Source organism: Cellulomonas wangleii, from assembly GCF_018388445.1.
In the GTDB taxonomy this organism is placed as follows: Bacteria; Actinomycetota; Actinomycetes; order Actinomycetales; family Cellulomonadaceae; genus Cellulomonas; species Cellulomonas wangleii.
Genome location: NZ_CP074405.1, coordinates 3,803,561 through 3,819,836 on the forward strand (window position 1 = coordinate 3,803,561; position 16,276 = coordinate 3,819,836).

Sequence of the window (16,276 nt, forward strand, 5' to 3'; positions counted from 1 at the left end):
CGTCGTCGTACGAAGAACCGGTGGGTGTGCGGGGCGGGTGCGGCGGGTGCCGCGTCACTCCTTGACGGAGCCGGCCGACAGGCCGGACTGCCAGTAGCGCTGCAGCAGCAGGAAGGCGACGACCAGCGGCACGATCGTCAGGACGGACCCGGTGATGACCAGGTGGAAGATCGCCTCGCCGCCGGCCGTGGCGGCCTGCGCGTTCCACGCGTTGAGGCCGAGCGTCAGGGGGTACCAGTCGGGGTCCTTGAGCATGATCAGCGGCAGGAAGTAGTTGTTCCACGTCGCGACCATGGTGAAGAGCAGCACCGTGACGATGCCGGGAGCGAGCAGCGGCAGGCACACCTGCGCGAACGTGCGGGCCTCGGAGGCACCGTCGATGCGGGCGGCCTCCATGAGCTCGGTGGGGACCGCCTCGGCGGCGAACGTCCACATGAGGTAGAGGCCGAACGGCGAGATCAGCGACGGGATGATCACCGACCAGGGCGTGTTGGTCAGGCCGAGCTGGCTGAACATGAGGAAGGTCGGCACGGCCAGCGCGGTCCCGGGCACGGCGACGGCGCCGATGACGACGGCGAACACGGCGCGCTTGCCGGGGAACGTGAACTTGGCCAGCCCGTACCCGCCCAGCACCGCCAGCGCGGTCGCGCCGCCGGCGCCCAGCACCACGTACATCACGGTGTTGAGGAGCCAGCGCACGAAGATCGCGTCGTCGTACGTGAGCGTCTGCCCGATGTTGGTGAACAGCGCGAACGAGTCGCCGAACCACAGCCCGAACGACGAGAACAGGTCGCCCTGGGTCTTGGTGGCGTTGACGACGAGCCACACGAGCGGGACCAGCGAGTACAGCAGGACGACCCCGGTGAGGACCGTGAGCAGCACGGACCGGCGCGGCCGGTCGGCGCTGCGGGTGCGGGTGCGTGCCGGGCCGGAGCCGCGGGTGCTGCGCAGGCGCGGCGCCGCGGACCGGTGCGTCGCGCTGGGGGTCGCGGGCGTGGGGGCGGGGGTCGCGGTGGTCATCGCTCACGCCTCCTTGCGCATGCCGCGCAGCTGGACGACGTAGGCGATGACCATGGTGAGCACGCCCATGAGCAGCGCCACCGTGGCGGAGTAGTTGTACTGCTGCCCGGAGAACGACAGCGAGAACGCGTACAGGTTGGGCGTGAAGTACGTGGTGATCGCGTTGGGCGCCAGGGACTGCAGGATGCTCGGCTCGTTGAACAGCTGGAAGCTGCCGATGATCGAGAAGATGCCGGCCACCACGAGGGCGCCGCGGATGGCCGGCAGCTTGATGGCGGTGATGACGCGCCACTGCCCGGCGCCGTCGATCTCGGCCGCCTCGTACAGCGAGGTGGGCACCGTGCGCAGCGCCGAGTAGAAGATCAGCATGTTGTAGCCGACGAACTCCCAGGTCACGATGTTGCCGATCGCGGCCAGGACGAGATCGGGCGACAGCGGGTTGGGCAGGCTCACGCCGAACGCGTCGTTGATGTTGCCGACCAGGCCGAAGCGTGTGCCGTACATGAAGCCCCACATGAGGGTGGCGACGACGGCGGGCACGGCATACGGCAGGAAGATCGAGATGCGGAAGAAGTCACGCCCGAACAGCCGGCCCGAGTCGATGGCGAGGGCCACGAGCAGCGCGATGCCGAGCATGATCGGCACCTGCACGGCCAGGAACACCGTGACCCGGCCGAGGGCGGACCAGAACTGCGGGTCCTCGAGCGCGCGCTGGTAGTTCTGCAGCCCGACGAATGCGGTGCCGCCGACGAGCTGCGTGCGGAACAGGCTGATCCACAGCGAGTACGCGATGGGCGCGAGGAACACGAGCGCGAACACGGCCATGAAGGGCCCGACGAACCCCCACCCGGCCCACCGGGCGCGGGTGCGGCGCCGCGGCAGCGCGCCGGCGGCGGGCGGCACCGCGGCGACGACGGCGGTCTGGGACACGGGACACTCCTTCGTGCGCCGGATGTTGACGTCATCATCAGCACGTCGTCGCAGAGTTTCACCAAGGGTCGAAGTATGTCAAGACCTCCGAGTTCTCCTGGTCAGCACGGCCCGCCCTCGATGGTTCCGGAGGAGCCAGAACCGATGGCGACGTCGCCATCGATGGTCGCGCGACCACTGCTACGCTCCCCCGCATGGCGCAGGTGCCCTCACCCCGCGGCCGGGCCGGGCCCTCGATCGCGGACGTCGCACGGCTCGCGGGCGTCTCGCAGCAGACGGTGTCGCGGGTCTCCACCGGCACCACCAACGTGCGCCCCGCCACCCGCGACCGCGTCCTGGCGGCCATGGACCAGCTCGGCTACAGCCCCAACCACGCGGCCCGCGCCCTGCGCTCGGGGTCGTTCCACGCCATCGGCCTCATCGCGCACCGCCTGACCCGCACGGGCGAGTCCCGCACCCTCGAGGGCGTCGTCGAGGCCGCCCGCCAGCACGGGTACACCGTCAGCCTGGTCGACGTCCGCACCCCCTCGTCGTCCGACGTGTCCGACGCGGTGCGCCGCCTGAGCCACCAGGCGATCGACGGGCTGGTCGTGATCCGCGCCGAGGACGCCACGCCCGCCACCCTCGCGCTGCCGCCGCGCCTGCCGGTGGTGGTGTCGGACTCCCGGTTCGTGGGCCACCACCCCGCGGTCGGCACCGACCAGGTCGAAGGTGCGACGTCCGCCGTGCAGCACCTGCTGGACCTGGGGCACCCGACCGTGCACCACGTCGGCGGCCCGCTGGACTCGACGCCGGCGCGGGTGCGTGCCGACGCGTGGCGCACCCGGCTGCGCGCCGCCGGGCGGCCCGTCCCGCGGGCCTGGCACGGGGACTGGTCGGCCGCGTCCGGGTACCGCGTGGGGGCCGAGGTCGCGGCGGACCCGCACGTCACGGCGGTGTTCTGCGGCAACGACGAGATGGCGGCCGGTGTGGTGCGCGCGCTGCACGAGGCGGGCCGGCGGGTCCCCGAGGACGTGTCGGTGGTCGGGTTCGACGACGTCCCGCTGGCCGAGTACCTGTGGCCGCCGCTGACGACCGTCCGCCAGGACTTCACCGCGATCGGCGCCGAGCTGGTCGAGCTGCTGGTCCGCCAGATCCGCGACGGCGAGCGCCTCGCCGGCCACCACGTGGTCGTGCCGACGCGCCTGGTCGTGCGCGGCAGCACCGCCCCGCCGCGGGCGCGCTGACCCGGCCCGTCAGGACGCCTCCGGGCGTCAGGCCCCCGGCACCGTGAACCCCCACCCGTCGGCCCGCAGCCGCGGGATCACGCGCGCCACCGCCTCGACCGTCTGGCTGCGGTCGCCGCCCCCGTCGTGCAGCAGGATCACGCCGCCCGGCTCGACACCACCCAGGCGGCGCACCAGCTCGTCGACGCCCGGCGGCACCCAGTCCTCGACGGCCAGCTGCCACTCGAGCGGCGCCATGCCGAGCTCCGCGGCGACGGGGACCGTGCGTCCCCAGTGTCCGAACGGTGCGCGGAAGAACGGCACCGGGGCGTCGGGGACCACGGCGTGGATCGCGTCGAGCGTCCGCTGCAGGTCCGCCCGGACCGCCTCGGGCGACCACTCCTGCAGGTCGTCGTGCCGCCAGGAGTGGTTGGCCAGGACGTGCCCGTCGGCGGCGATCCGGCGCACCACGTCCGGGTGCGCCTCGACCTGCACGCCCACCAGGCAGAACACCGCGCGCACCTGCTCCCGCGCCAGCAGGTCGAGCAGCGTGAGGGTGTCCGGCGGGTTCGGCCCGTCGTCGAACGTCAGGACCGCGGTCGGTGCCGCGGGGTCCGGGTCGACGTACCGGATGAGGTCGGCGAGGCCAGGAGCGTCCATGCGGGCATCCTGCCGCACGCGCGCGACCCCCACACCGATTCCTGTGCCTGACACGTGGGCACGGGCGTCCGCGACCCGGGTGACGTCATCCGCACCCGTGAACGACGTCAGCCCGGTGTCGCGACGCGCACGTCCCGGGATGTGGGACCGGACGAGGTCAGACCGTGAGGTCGCCGTCCGTCAGCACGACCTGCTCGCCGTCGTCGTCCGTGGCGCGCACCTCGAACGAGCCGTCGGCGACGTCGAACGTGAGCGTCGCCCGGGCCTCACCGGCCGTGCGCACGAACGTGCCGCGCGTCCCGTCGAGGTCCCACGTGAAGTCCCCGTCGAAGGCGGGGTGCGAGGACCGCAGGCGCAGGCCGGCGAGCTGGCCGCGCACCGCGGGGTGCTCCAGCGCCTCCTTGATCTCGGTCGGCGTGTAGTGGTGCCGGTTGACGTCACGCCCCACCCCCGTGGCCGCCAGCAGGTCCATGTCGTTGGCGCCGGCCAGCAGGCCGACGTAGTAGACCTGCGGGATCCCCGGGACGAAGAGCTGCAGCAGCCGCGCCAGCACGTAGCGGCGGTCGTCGCGGGCCAGCGCGTCGTAGAACGTGCAGTTGACCTGGTACAGGTCGAGGTTCGACGCCGCCGCGCCGGTGGCCTGCCGCGACGTGCCGCCGGAGTTGTCGTGGATCCGCTCGACCAGGGCGTCGATCTTCTCCGGGGTCAGCAGGCCGGGCTCGCCCGGGCGCAGGTCCGAGGGGCCGACGTCGACGATCCCGATGCCGTCGTGCGTGTCCAGCACCGTCACGGCGTTCGCGGGGCGGATGCGCAGCCACCCGGCCAGCGGCTCGAGGTCGGCGGCGGTCAGCGCGTGCAGCACCAGCGGCGGCAGCGCGAAGTCGTAGACGAGGTCGACCTTGCGCGCGATCTCGATCTGCTGCGTGTGGTGCCCGTGCACCTCGACCAGCACCTGCGCGCCGCGGACCTTCGCCTGCTCGACGATCCGCTCGGTGTACTCGTCGGTCGCGGGGGTCATGAAGCAGTCGGTGCCCGCCTCCTTGCCCGTGTACCCGACGGCGTCGAGCCGCAGCATCGTCACGCCGCCGGAGGTCAGGGCGTCGACGACGGACGTCAGGTAGTCCCACGCCTGCGGCGTGCGCAGGTCGATGTCGACCTGGTCGGCCGTGAACGTCGTCCACACCAGGCGGCGACGCCCGCCGAGCGTCATCGCCGTGAACGGCAGGCCGGGGCGCGGGCGGTAGATCCGCGCCAGGTCCTCCTCGGTGACGCCGTCCGGGAAGACGGAGTCCAGCGTGAGGAACATCGGGGCGTGCGGGGACGCGTCGCCGTGCTCGCGGACGTCACGGAACTGCGCGGAGTCCGCCGACACGTGGTTGACGATGACGTCGGCCATGACGTCACGACCCCGGGCGAGCGCCCGCACGTCGTCCCAGGTGCCCAGGCGCGGGTCGACCTGCGTGTGGTCGCGCGGGTCGAAGCCGGCGTCCACGCCGTCGAAGGGCGTGTAGAAGGGCAGGACGTGCACGCCGCCGAACGCGCCGGCGAGCGGGCCGTCGAGCAGCGCGTGCAGGCCGGGCAGGTCGCCCGCCAGGCGGTCGGCGTAGGTGATGAGCTGAGGGCCGTGGTGCGTCACGCGTCGGGCTCCGTCGTCGTCGGTGACCGGGGTCGGTCGCGGTGGGGCGGTGGACCGGCGGACCGGTCGGGGGTCCTCCGTCAGGATGGGCCCGTCAGGAGGGTCTGGCAGAGGGGGTCCGTCGGCGCCCACCACCGGGGGGAGGGCGGACGCCGACGGACGTCAGGGGGCCGGCGGGCGCTCGCGCAGCCGCGCCAGCCAGCGGGCGCGGGCGTTGCGCGCGTCGCGCGACACCGGCGCGTCCGGCACGAGCCCGTCGAAGCCGTGGCAGCCGCCGGGCCAGACGTGCAGCTCGGCCTCGCCGCCGTCGGCCCAGATCCGGGCCGCGTACTGCACGCACTCGTCACGGAACGTCTCGGCCGACGCGACGTCGACGTACGCGGGCGGCAGGCCGTCGAGGTGTGCGGCACGCGCGGCCGACGCGTACGGCGGGGTGTCGGGCCCGCCGGCGGCCTCGCCGAGGTACGCGGCCCACGCGGTCGCGTTCGCCGTGCGGTCCCACGAGCCGACGCCGGCCATCTGGTGGCCCGACGCGCTGTCGTTGCGGTCGTCGAGCATCGGGCACACCAGCAGCTGACCCGCCAGGGCCGGCCCGCCGCGGTCCCGCGCCAGCAGCGCGAGGGCGGCCGCGAGCCCGCCGCCGGCGCTGACGCCCGTCACCACGACACGCCCGGCGTCGAGGCCCAGCGCCTCGGCCTGCCCGACGAGCCACACCAGCGCGGCGTAGGCGTCCTCGACCGCGGCCGGGTACGGGTGCTCGGGCGCCAGCCGGTAGTCGACCGACGCGACGGCCCACCCGGGGCCGGCCTCGGCGACCGCGGCGACGTCGTCCGACACCGTGCCCACCACCAGGCCGCCACCGTGCAGGTGCAGCAGCACCGGGACGACGCCGTCGACCTCGGGCCGCAGCAGCGCCACGCGCACCGGGCCGTCGGGCCCGGGGGCCTCGTGCCACGTGAGCGTGCGGCGCACGGCCACCGCGACCGCGTCGAGGTCCGGCGGGCAGGCCCGCGAGCGCAGCCCGTCGATCTCGTCCGGCGCCAGGGTCGTCACGACGTCCTGGGGCCGGCCGGTCAGCGCGGCCGCGATCGCCGGGTCGAAGGGCGGTCGGGTCGCCACGGCGGTGGTCATCCCTTCAGCGCCCCCTGCATCAGTGCCGAGACGAACTGCCGCTGGAACGCGAGGAACACGAGCAGCGTCGGCGTGAGGATCAGCAGCGAGCCCGCGCACAGCAGCGGGATGTCCGTGCCCCACTGTCCCTGGAACGCGCCGAGGGCACCGGCCATCGTGCGGTTCTTCGGGTCATCCACCAGCACCACGGCGAGCAGGAACTGGTTCCACGTCCACAGGAACATGAGGATCCCGAGGGACGACAGCGCGGGCCGCGACAGCGGGACGTGCACACGGGTGAACAGCTTCCACGTGTTCGCCCCGTCGATGCGGGCGGCCTCGGACAGGTCCGGGGGCATCGTCACGAAGTGCGCGCGCATCCACATGACCGCGAACGGCATGTACAGGCCGAGCAGCGGCAGGATGATCGCCCACCGGGTGTTCAGCAGCTGCATGTCCCGCATCTGGTAGTACAGCGGGACGATGATCGCCTGGAACGGCAGCGTCAGACCGAGCACGAACGTCAGGAAGATCCACCGGTGGCCCGGCGGGCGCAGGTGGCCCAGCGAGAACCCGGCGAGCGTCGCGATGAGCAGCGCCGCGGGCACCACACCGAGCTCGATGAGGAAGCTCGACCACAGCAGGGCCCACATGTCGGCGGCCTGGAACGCGTCGACGAAGTTCGACCAGTACGGAGTCTCGGGCCACGACATGCCCGACGGGTACGTCCCGGGCTTGTGCAGCGCGGTGACGAACAGGCTGATGAACGGGATGACCGTCACGGCCATCAGCAGGACGAGCAGGGCGCGGCCCAGCCACGCCTCACGGCGGGAGACGATCATCAGTCCTCCTCCTTCGTCAGGCGCTGGATCGGCAGGACGACGGCCAGCACGAGGACCATGAACACCACGGCGAGCGCGGAGGCCTGGCCCACCTCGCGGGAGAAGAAGCCGAGGTAGTAGATCTCCAGGCCGGGGACGAGCGTCGAGTTGGCGGGCCCGCCCTGCGTGGAGATGTAGACGATGTCGAACGCGGCGAGCGCCGCGATGACGGTCACGGTGACGCACACGCCGATCTCCTGGCGCACGCTCGGCAGGGTGATCGCGAAGAACTCGCGGACCGCGCCGGCACCGTCGATGCGCGCGGCCTCGAACAGCGCCGGGTCGATCTTCGTCATGCCGGACAGCAGCAGCAGGAGGCACAGCCCGAGGGCGACCCACGCGCCGATGACGCCGACGGCGCCGAGCGCGGTGCTCGTGTCACCCAGCCAGGCGCGCGTGACCGAGCCCAGGCCGACGGCGCGCATGAGCTCGTTGACGACGCCGTCCGTGGCGAGCATCCACGTCCACATGATGCCCGCTGCGACGAGCGGGATGACCTGCGGGAGGAACAGCACGGTGCGCGAGAGGAGCGCGAGGCGGCTCGTCGCGAACTTGCGGATCGTGGCCGCGGTGAGCAGGCCGAGGATCACGGGGACGAAGCTGAAGTAGATGATCAGCTCGAGCGCGTTGACGATCGAGCCGAGCAGCTCGGGCTTCTCGACCAGGCGGGTGTAGTTCTTGCCCCCGACGAACGTCGAGGCGCCGACACCGTTCCAGTCGTAGAAGGAGTACTGCACCGTGAGCACCAGGGGGCGCAGCACGAAGAGCACGTAGAAGAAGGCAGCCGGGACCACGAGGCCGAGAGCGGCCCAGCCCCGGCGCAGGCGCCGCGCCTTGAGGGCGCGGCGCCTGGCCTCGAGGCTGGTCGACGCCGAGGCGGCGACCTCGCGGCGACCGGGCGCAGCGGCCGTCCGCGTGGTGTTCATCAGCCGTTGATCTCGCTCTCGTAGTCGGCCTGGACGGCGGTGAGGAGGCCCTCGGCCGTCTGCTCGCCCGCGACGAGCTTCTGCAGGTTCGGCGTCCAGCTCTTCGCGTAGATGGCACCGGTCGCGTTGGCGATGAACTCCATCGCGCCGTTGTCCTCGGCGATCGTGGCGCCGGCCGCGAGGGTCTGGCCCGTCACGGACTCGGGGTCGACCTCAGGCATGAAGGCGTCGGCCGGGCCCATGGGGTGCGAGCCACCGATCTCGACGGCCAGCGTGCGCGCGTCGTCGTTCGTGGCGATCCAGTCGAAGAAGAACGCCGCGCACTCCGGGTTCTCGGCCTTGGACGAGATGCCGAACGTCAGCGGGGCCGACATGGCGCCGACCTTGCCGCCCTCCTCGAGCGGGGGCATGAGGAAGAAGCCGGCCTTGCCCTCCATCTGGGTGTCGAGGTTCCCCGACTCCCAGTCGCCGTTGAAGATGAACAGGCTCTTGCCGTCGATGAAGCGGCCCATCATCTGCGAGTAGTCGAGCGAGTTGATGTCGTCGGCGAAGTAGCCGGCGTCGATCCACTTCTTGAGGTGCTCGGCAGCCTTGATGTTGCTCTCGGTGTCGATGCGGGCGCCCGGCTTCTGGAACGTCCAGTCGTTGATCGGGTCGACCGCGCCGTACGACGCCATGAGCAGCTGCAGCGGGAACGCGAGACCGCCGGTGGCACCGCCGTTGAACTGGTCGGACGGCGTGATGCCGGCGTCCTTGGCCTTCTGCATCCACTCGTCGAGCTCGGCGAGCGTCTTCGGGGCCTCGGTCATGCCGATCTGCTCGGCGAGCTCGGTGTTGTAGAAGACACCGGTCATCGAGTAGTTCTTGCCCATGGCGTACAGGGGGCCGTCGCCACGGCGACCCTCCTCGTCGACCCGCATCTGCGCGAGCTGCGAGGCGGGCCACTCGTCCCAGCCGAAGTGCGCGGCGGCCTCGTCGAGGTTGTAGAGCAGGCCGTCGTCGACGAGGTCGGACATCTGCGGCAGGCGCATGAGGTCCGGCGGGTTGTCGGCCAGGACGCGGGGGGCGTTCTGGGTGATGACGGCGAACTGGTCCTCGCGGACGTCGAACGAGACGTTCGGGTACTGCTTCTCGAACTCCTCGAAGAGGGCGTTCGAGAGCGGGAAGCCGGTCTCGAGGTACGCGTCGAGCGTCACGTCGTCCGTGCCGCAGGTCCAGTCACCCGCGGCGGTGGCGGCGCCGTCGCCGTCGGCCGTGGGCTCGTCGGTGCTCGCGCCCGGGGCGCTGCACGCGGTCAGTGCGAGGATGCCGGCCAGGAACAGCGACGTGGCAGCAGCCGCGTTCCGGGACCTTCCAGTCGTACGAGACACCGGTGTCTCCTTCTCCGTCGGACGAGGTCCGTGGGGGCGCGGACCCTTGCTAAATCGTCTTAGCAACGTCATGCTTTCGATCAGCCAGGGGCGGTGTCAATCCAGGTCACGTCACGAATCGGTGACGGTGCCGGCCCTGCGCCCGGCACACCGGACATGCGTCCAGGTCTGGTCGGACATGCCGGCGGGGCGGGTGCGGCCCATCGCCGGGCAGGCGCCCCTAGGATCCTCGCGACGGAAGGACGGGACGTGACCCGACGCGTGACACTCGCGGACGTCGCCCGCGCCGCGGGAGTCTCGTCGACGACGGCGTCGCTCGTGCTGTCCGGCCGCGGGTCGGAGCTGCGCATCTCGCAGGCCGTGCAGGAGCGCGTCCGGGACGCGTCCGCGACGCTGGGCTACCGCCCCAACATCGTGTCCGTCGGGCTGCGCAAGGGCACCACCCGCACCCTCGGCCTCGTGTCCGACACCGTGGCCACCGGGCAGATGGCCGGTGACATGATCAAGGGCGCCATCGAGGCCGCCCGCGACCACGGCTACATGCTGTTCATCGGCGAGACCGAGGGCGACCCCGCCATCGAGGGTGCGCTCATCGACGCCATGCTCGACCGCCGGGTCGACGGCATCATGCTGACCTCGATGTTCACCCGTACGCGCGCCGTGCCGGCCGAGCTCGAGCGGCTCCCCACCGTCCTGCTCAACACCCTGCCCGCCGGTACCACCCGGGCACCGGCGGTCGTCCCGGACGAGGTCGAGGCGGGCCGCGCCGCCGCACGCCTGCTGCTCGACGCCGGGCACCGGGAGATCCACCTGGTCGGCGCCGGGCCGGCCCCGGGTGACGTGCCCCCCGACACCGTCGCCGGCGTCGAGCGGCTCGCGGGCATCCGCGAGGCCCTCGGCGCAGTCGGCCTGACCCCCGCGTCGGGGCACCTGTGCCCCGACTGGGTTCCGCCGCAGGGCTGGGCCGCGACCCACGCGCTGCTCGCCCGGCACCCGCAGCCCCGCGCGATCATCTGCTTCAACGACCGCCTCGCGTTCGGCACCTACCAGGCGCTGCAGGAGGCGGGGCTGCGCATCCCGGACGACGTGTCCGTGGTGTCCTTCGACAACTACCCGATGGCCGACTGGCTGCGGCCGGGGGTCTCGTCGTTCGCCATCCCGCACGAGGAGCTCGGCCGCCGCGCGGTCGAGCTGCTGCTCGCCGAGGTCTCCGGGTCCGGCAGCGGCCCGGGCGTCCACCGCCTGCCCGTCCCGCTGCGCGCCCGCGGCTCGGTGGCGCCCGCCTGACCCCTCGGGGCGTCAGCCGCCCGCGACCGCCGCACGGGCGCGTGCCCGCACGACCCACCAGACCACCCCGGTGATCACCGCACCGGACCCGACGAACCCCAGGCCCAGCACCACGAACACGCCCAGCACCGTGCCCCAGATCGACGCGAAGAAGGGCGCGAACTCCTTGTCCGGCGTGAGCGCGACCCACGCGTCGGGGACGCCCGCGGACGGCACCGCCATCTCGTACGTCCCGGTCTGCGGGGCGGTGAACGCGCCGACCGACACCGCCACGAGGCCCCCCGCGGTGCTCGTCATGGTCACGCCCGGCGAGCCGTCCGCCGCGACGACCTCACCGGACGGGGCCAGGAGCAGCACGTCCTCGGGCAGGTCCGGGCGATCGTCCTCGCGGGACGCGCCGCTCGGCACCACGAGGTGGACGGCGTAGCGCTCTCCCTCCGTGAGGTGGACCCGTGCCGCCCCGGGCGCGGGCGCGGCCGCCAGCACCGCGACCCCCGGCTGCCCGTCGGACGTCAGGACGTCGCTGCGCACCGCACCGACGAACGCGCCGGCCGTTCCCACGGCCGCCGCGAGGGCCGCCACCAGCACCAGCAGCCCGACGACGGTCAGCACGACCGGCCAGGTCAGCGACGGGCGGCGCGGCGCTGCCGGCGGGGAGGCCGCCGGGTCCGGCGGGACGGGCGGGTGCGGCGGGACGCTCACGACGCGACCCTACCGGCGCGGTCCCGGCGCGCGGTCCCGGCGCGCGGTCCCGGCGCGCGGTCCCGGCGCGCGGTCCGGGCACGCGACGACGCACGCGCCGCGCCGAGGTCAGATCGACGCCACCCACAGCCCGTCGCGCGCACGCGTCATCGCCACGTACAGCTCGCGCAGCCGGAAGTCGCGGCGCTCGCGGTCCACGTCGTCCAGCTCCTCGGGCTTCTCCGTGAGCCACGACGCGTACGGGTCGACGACGAGCACCTGCTTGAACTCCAGCCCCTTGGCGCGCTTCACCGTGCCGACCTTCACGCGGTTGACCGGCACCCCGTCGTACTGCTCCAGGTTCACCACCGGCACACCGGCCTTGCGCAGCGACTCCGTGGCCGCCTCGACGCCGCGGCGCGACAGCGACAGCACGCCCACGTCACCGAAGTTGGTGCCCACCTCCGCGACCACCTCGTGCACGCGCAGCACCAGCCGGCGCTGCCGGTCCGCCTCCGTGGCGCACCGCACGTACACCGGCTTCGGGCCGCTGCGCTCCACCTGCGCCGGGCGGTCGCCGCGGGCGGTGGTGCCCTCGATGTCCGCGAACTCGTCGTCGCGCACCAGCATCGACGCGAACTGCAGGATCTCGCGGGTGTTGCGGTAGTTGACGTCGAGCACGGTGCCGCGCCCGGCGACGGACACACCCGCCTCGGCCAGCGTGAACCCGCCGGGGTAGATGGTCTGCTGCCCGTCGCCGATCAGGGTCAGGCCGTCGGGGACGTCACCCACCAGCGCGTGCAGCATGCGGATCATCACGCACGTCAGGTCCTGCGCCTCGTCGACGACCACCGCGGTGTACCGGCCGGTCATGGGCTCGCGCCGCAGCTCGGCCTCCGCCAGGGCGATCTGGTCGGCGAAGTCGTGGACACCGCGGTTCGCCAGCTCCTCCTGGTACGCCTCGTACAACTCCCACACGACGCGCCGCTGGTGCGGCCCCAGCCGGTGCCGACGCCCCAGGCGCGGCAGCTCGGCGTACTGCTCCCACCGGGTCAGGCCGCGGCCCTTGATGACGTAGCTGACCTCGTCGTGCCAGTAGTCCTGCTCGTGCCGGTCGGTGTCGATGACGCTGCCGCCGGCCACCCGGCCCCACGCGGCGGTCCACGCCGACGCGATCTTGCGGCCGTCGATGCGGTGCTCCACGCCGCGCTCCTCGAGGATGCGCTTGGCCGTCTCGTGGACCCCCGCCAGCTCGACCCGGTCGACGACGTCCGGCGCGAGCCGGGTCAGCTGCTGGCGCAGCACGTCGGGCAGCGTCCGGATGTAGGTGGTGACCAGGACCTTGCCCTGGCGGGTGCGCGCCAGGTACGCGGCGCGGTGCAGCCCGACGACGGTCTTGCCGGTGCCGGCGGACCCGCGGATCCGGGCGGGCCCGTTGTACGAGCGCCGCACGACCCGCGCCTGCGCCGGGTGCAGGAACGCCATCCACTCCTCGACCGGTGCGGCCATGAGGCCGGTGAGCAGCGCGGAGCGCACCTCCTCCTCGCTCAGCGGCGGCACGGGGGGCACCGGCGTCGTGACCCCGCGGGGCACGCGGGGGTCGGGGAAGCCGTGGTGCACGCCGCCGTGGTCACGCTCCCGATCGTCCGCGGGGTGCGGGGTGCCGGGCTGCGGGGCGCGAGGGGCGGGAAGCACCGGCTCGAGCAGGGTGGTGCTGATCGGCGCCGCGTCCCCCACGTGGCGGAACCACTCGAGGCAGCGCGCCAGCACGACGTCGACCTGCGCCGGGCCCAGGCGCGCGCCGCGCCGGGCGATCTGGCGCAGCGCATCACGCTCCCCGACGACCTGCACCGGCCCCACGCGCTCGTCGACGCCGGTGCGCCCGGCCAGGACGGCCATCGCGTGCACCTCGCCGGGAGCCAGGCCGACCTCGGCCAGCTCGCCCTCGGTGCGGTAGGCCAGGTCCGCCAGCGCCATGAGCTCGTCGGTGACGTCCTCCTGACCGCGGTGGATGCGGTCACCCGCGATGGTCACGTCCGCCCACGCCTTGGTGTCCACCACGAACACCCCGGCCGGTCCGACGACCACCATGTCGACCTGCGCACGCCGGCTGCCGGGCCACTGGCGGTCCGCCAGCAGGTGGTAGCCCGCGCCGGCCAGCGGCGCCAGCGCCGCGGCGGTGCGCTGCTCGGTCACCGAGGCCAGCCCGTACCGCGACGCGGCCGCGCGTGCGGCGGACGCCGCCTTGTCGTGCGCGGCCGCAAGCGCGAGCTGTCGGCTCGCCTCCTGCCCCGCGGAGTCCCCTGCAGGCATGCTCGTCCCTCCCACCGTCGTGGGCTCTATCGGCCGCGGCGTGCGGGAGCATGAGACGGCGCGAGGGTGACCACCCGTTGGCCCGGACGGCTCACCCGGGCGCGCCCGGCGAGGTGACGGGTCAGGCCGGTGGGCGACCGCCCGCGAGCTCGGCGACCCGCGCGCCGGCGAGCCGCGGCACCGCGGCCATCGCCGGCACCAGCAGCAGCGCCGGCACCAGGAACCCCGGCCCGATGCCCGTGATGCCGGCCAGCAGCCCGATCGACACGGACCCGATGAGCGCACCGGCGTAGTTGAAGAGGTTGATCCGGGCGATGACGTCGTCCAGCCGGTCGGGTGCCAGCTCACCGGCCGCGGAGAACGCCAGCGGCACGAGCGTGCCGGCGCCGATCCCGGCCAGTGCGAACCCGACGATCGCCGCCTCCGGGCTGGGCACGAGCGCGACCAGCACGAGACCCGCGGCGGCGACGGCGCCGGTCGGGGCGGCCACGCGCACCCGTCCGTGGCGCCGCACCAGCGGGTCGCCCAGCAGCCGGGCGATCAGCACGGCTCCCTGGTAGGCCGCGTACCCGAGCGGCGCGACGGACGCGGACGCCGCCAGCTCGTCGTGCAGGTACACCGTGCTCCAGCTGGAGACGGCGGCGTCGACCACGAACGCGGCGGCGACGAGCGCGCCGAAGACCCACAGGCCGGCACGCGGCAGCGGGGTCCGGGCTGGTGCGGCAGCGGGCGCGTCGGCGACGACCCCGGTGCGGGCACCGGGCAGGATCCCCTCGTGGTCGTCCGCGGGCGGCGGCTGCGACGCGGTGCTGTCCAGCAGCACCGGACGCACCAGCAGCGCCACGGCGGCCGCGACCAGCACGGCGACGACCAGGGCGGACACCGCGCCGGTCGTCGTACCCAGCCGGGCCAGGCCCGACTGCACGAGCGCCGCCGTGATGGCCGCGACCGTGAGGCACGCGAAGAGCGTGGAGACGATGGGCCGGCCCACGTGGTGCTGCAGCGCGACGCCCTGCATGTTGGACGACGCGTCGACCATGCCCAGCCCGAGGGCGAACGCGACGAACGCCACGACCAGCACGGGCACCGACGTGGCCGAGGCGACGAGGGCCAGCCCGGCGGCCTGCGCCAGCAGCCCCAGCACGACGGCCGACCGGCTCGACCACCGGCGCGCGATCCGCTCGGCGGCCACCGACCCGGCCGCGGCGAGCAGCGCGCCCATCAGCAGCACCACCGAGATCATCGCGTCGTCGATGCCGGTGCGGGCCTTGAGGCCCGGCAACGCGGTCACCACGGTGGCGTACCCGAAGCCCTGCGCGGCGTACGTGGCCCCCACGGCCACCCTCGTCCGCACGTCGACGACCTGCTGCATCCGTCCCCCTCGTCCCCCTGCTGCCCCCGCGGCGTGCCGACGACCCTACTGGCAGAGCACCGCGACGTGCCGGGTGGTCGTGGCCGCGTCGCGGCTCGCGCAGCGGGTCCGGGCTCAGGTCACCGCGCCGACGGGCCGATACCGGGGACATGGGGCCACGATGAGCACGGGCGACGAGCCGACCACCACGCACCGCGGTCCGTCCGGTGCGCGCCCCGGCGTGCCGTCGTGGGCGCACGACGTCCCGGCGGGCAAGCCCTCGTCGGTGCCCGGGGTGCCGGCGGCGCTGCGCGCGCTCGAGGCCGAGGGCTGGCTCGTGCTGCACGCGCTGCACCACCCGGGGCGGCCGTCGGCCCGGATCGCGCACGTGGCCGTGGGCCCCGGCGGTGTGGTGGTCGTCGAGGGCACCGGGAGGACCGCGGGCGCGCACCAGGGGACGGACGCGGCCGCGGCCGTCGCCGCCCTCCTGGCTCCGCGCTTCCGCACAGCGGTGCGCGGTGTGCGCTGCGGGCCCGGCCGGGGGACGGCCGACGCGCCGGTGGTCCGCGCGACCGCGCTCGGTGCCCACCTGCGTGCCCTGCCGCCCCGGCTGTCGCCCGTGGACGCGGCCGGGCTCGCGCTCCTGCTCGAGGTGCGGCTGGGCGGTGCCGGCCAGCCGGACCTGCTGACCACGGCGGACCTCACGGACGACGCCCGGGTGGCCCGCCGCCGGGCCGTCCGCCCGCGCAGGTCGGTGCGCTGCGCACCACCCGCGCCGCAGGTCGCGACCCCGTGGGTGGTCGCCGGCCGGCTCGCGGCCACGGCCGCCGTCGTCCTGGCCGCCGGGTGGCTGGCCTGGGTGGCCGTGTCCGCACCGCTCGCGATCGCCTGACGCCGGGCCGCGGC

Annotated in this window: 14 protein-coding genes; 3 read left to right on the top strand and 11 right to left on the bottom strand. The window is 73.8% G+C overall.

The genetic code is table 11. The annotated features are described in order from the left end of the window. Positions 1-54: 54 nt before the first annotated feature. Both KG103_RS17370 and KG103_RS17375 read right to left on the bottom strand, forming a co-directional pair. Positions 55-1,020, bottom strand: a complete 966-nt coding sequence (locus tag KG103_RS17370) for a carbohydrate ABC transporter permease (RefSeq protein ID WP_207339727.1) — start codon at positions 1,018-1,020, stop codon at positions 55-57. Between the two features lie 3 nt (positions 1,021-1,023). Further along, positions 1,024-1,950, bottom strand: a complete 927-nt coding sequence (locus KG103_RS17375) for a carbohydrate ABC transporter permease (protein ID WP_249670652.1) — start codon at positions 1,948-1,950, stop codon at positions 1,024-1,026. Between the two features lie 194 nt (positions 1,951-2,144). On the opposite strand from KG103_RS17375, the gene KG103_RS17380 reads away from it, so the two are divergent. Beyond that, positions 2,145-3,176, top strand: coding sequence for a LacI family DNA-binding transcriptional regulator (locus KG103_RS17380; protein WP_207339728.1), 1,032 nt, complete (start codon positions 2,145-2,147; stop codon positions 3,174-3,176). Between the two features lie 27 nt (positions 3,177-3,203). Here the strand turns inward: KG103_RS17380 and KG103_RS17385 are convergent, their stop codons facing one another. The 6 genes from KG103_RS17385 to KG103_RS17410 form a co-directional block, all read right to left on the bottom strand. After that, positions 3,204-3,815, bottom strand: a complete 612-nt coding sequence (locus tag KG103_RS17385; protein ID WP_207339729.1) for a polysaccharide deacetylase family protein — start codon at positions 3,813-3,815, stop codon at positions 3,204-3,206. A 157-nt stretch (positions 3,816-3,972) separates the two neighbouring features. Further along, the gene (gene gtfA / locus KG103_RS17390) at positions 3,973-5,451 is read right to left on the bottom strand and encodes a sucrose phosphorylase (protein WP_207339730.1); all 1,479 of its coding nucleotides are present in this window, start codon (positions 5,449-5,451) and stop codon (positions 3,973-3,975) included. 162 nt (positions 5,452-5,613) lie between these two features. Then, positions 5,614-6,582, bottom strand: coding sequence for an alpha/beta hydrolase (locus KG103_RS17395; protein ID WP_207339731.1), 969 nt, complete (start codon positions 6,580-6,582; stop codon positions 5,614-5,616). Continuing rightward, positions 6,579-7,403 (bottom strand): carbohydrate ABC transporter permease, encoded by an 825-nt coding sequence (locus KG103_RS17400; protein WP_207339732.1) that lies wholly within the window; start codon positions 7,401-7,403, stop codon positions 6,579-6,581. The genes KG103_RS17395 and KG103_RS17400 overlap by 4 nt, the downstream gene beginning before the upstream one ends. Beyond that, the gene (locus KG103_RS17405) at positions 7,403-8,368 is read right to left on the bottom strand and encodes a carbohydrate ABC transporter permease (RefSeq protein WP_207339733.1); all 966 of its coding nucleotides are present in this window, start codon (positions 8,366-8,368) and stop codon (positions 7,403-7,405) included. The genes KG103_RS17400 and KG103_RS17405 overlap by 1 nt, the downstream gene beginning before the upstream one ends. Then, a complete protein-coding gene (locus tag KG103_RS17410) occupies positions 8,368-9,738 on the bottom strand; it encodes an ABC transporter substrate-binding protein (protein ID WP_207339734.1) in 1,371 nt (456 codons plus the stop codon). Before KG103_RS17410 ends, KG103_RS17405 begins: the two co-directional genes overlap by 1 nt. Before the next feature lie 249 nt (positions 9,739-9,987). Between KG103_RS17410 and KG103_RS17415 the strand changes: the two genes are divergently transcribed. Further along, entirely contained in the window at positions 9,988-11,025 is a 1,038-nt protein-coding gene (locus KG103_RS17415; RefSeq protein ID WP_207339735.1) for a LacI family DNA-binding transcriptional regulator, read from the top strand. 12 nt (positions 11,026-11,037) lie between these two features. On the opposite strand, the gene KG103_RS17420 is transcribed toward KG103_RS17415, so the two are convergent. The 3 genes from KG103_RS17420 to KG103_RS17430 form a co-directional block, all read right to left on the bottom strand. Then, positions 11,038-11,727 (bottom strand): hypothetical protein, encoded by a 690-nt coding sequence (locus KG103_RS17420; RefSeq protein WP_207339736.1) that lies wholly within the window; start codon positions 11,725-11,727, stop codon positions 11,038-11,040. A gap of 108 nt (positions 11,728-11,835) precedes the next feature. Beyond that, positions 11,836-14,019 (bottom strand): nuclease-related domain-containing DEAD/DEAH box helicase, encoded by a 2,184-nt coding sequence (locus KG103_RS17425; protein ID WP_207339737.1) that lies wholly within the window; start codon positions 14,017-14,019, stop codon positions 11,836-11,838. A 121-nt stretch (positions 14,020-14,140) separates the two neighbouring features. Then, entirely contained in the window at positions 14,141-15,391 is a 1,251-nt protein-coding gene (locus KG103_RS17430) for an MFS transporter (RefSeq protein ID WP_207339738.1), read from the bottom strand. A 160-nt stretch (positions 15,392-15,551) separates the two neighbouring features. On the opposite strand from KG103_RS17430, the gene KG103_RS17435 reads away from it, so the two are divergent. Continuing rightward, complete coding sequence (locus tag KG103_RS17435; protein ID WP_207339739.1) at positions 15,552-16,262, top strand: hypothetical protein; 711 nt, start codon at positions 15,552-15,554, stop codon at positions 16,260-16,262. The last annotated feature ends 14 nt before the right edge of the window (positions 16,263-16,276 follow it).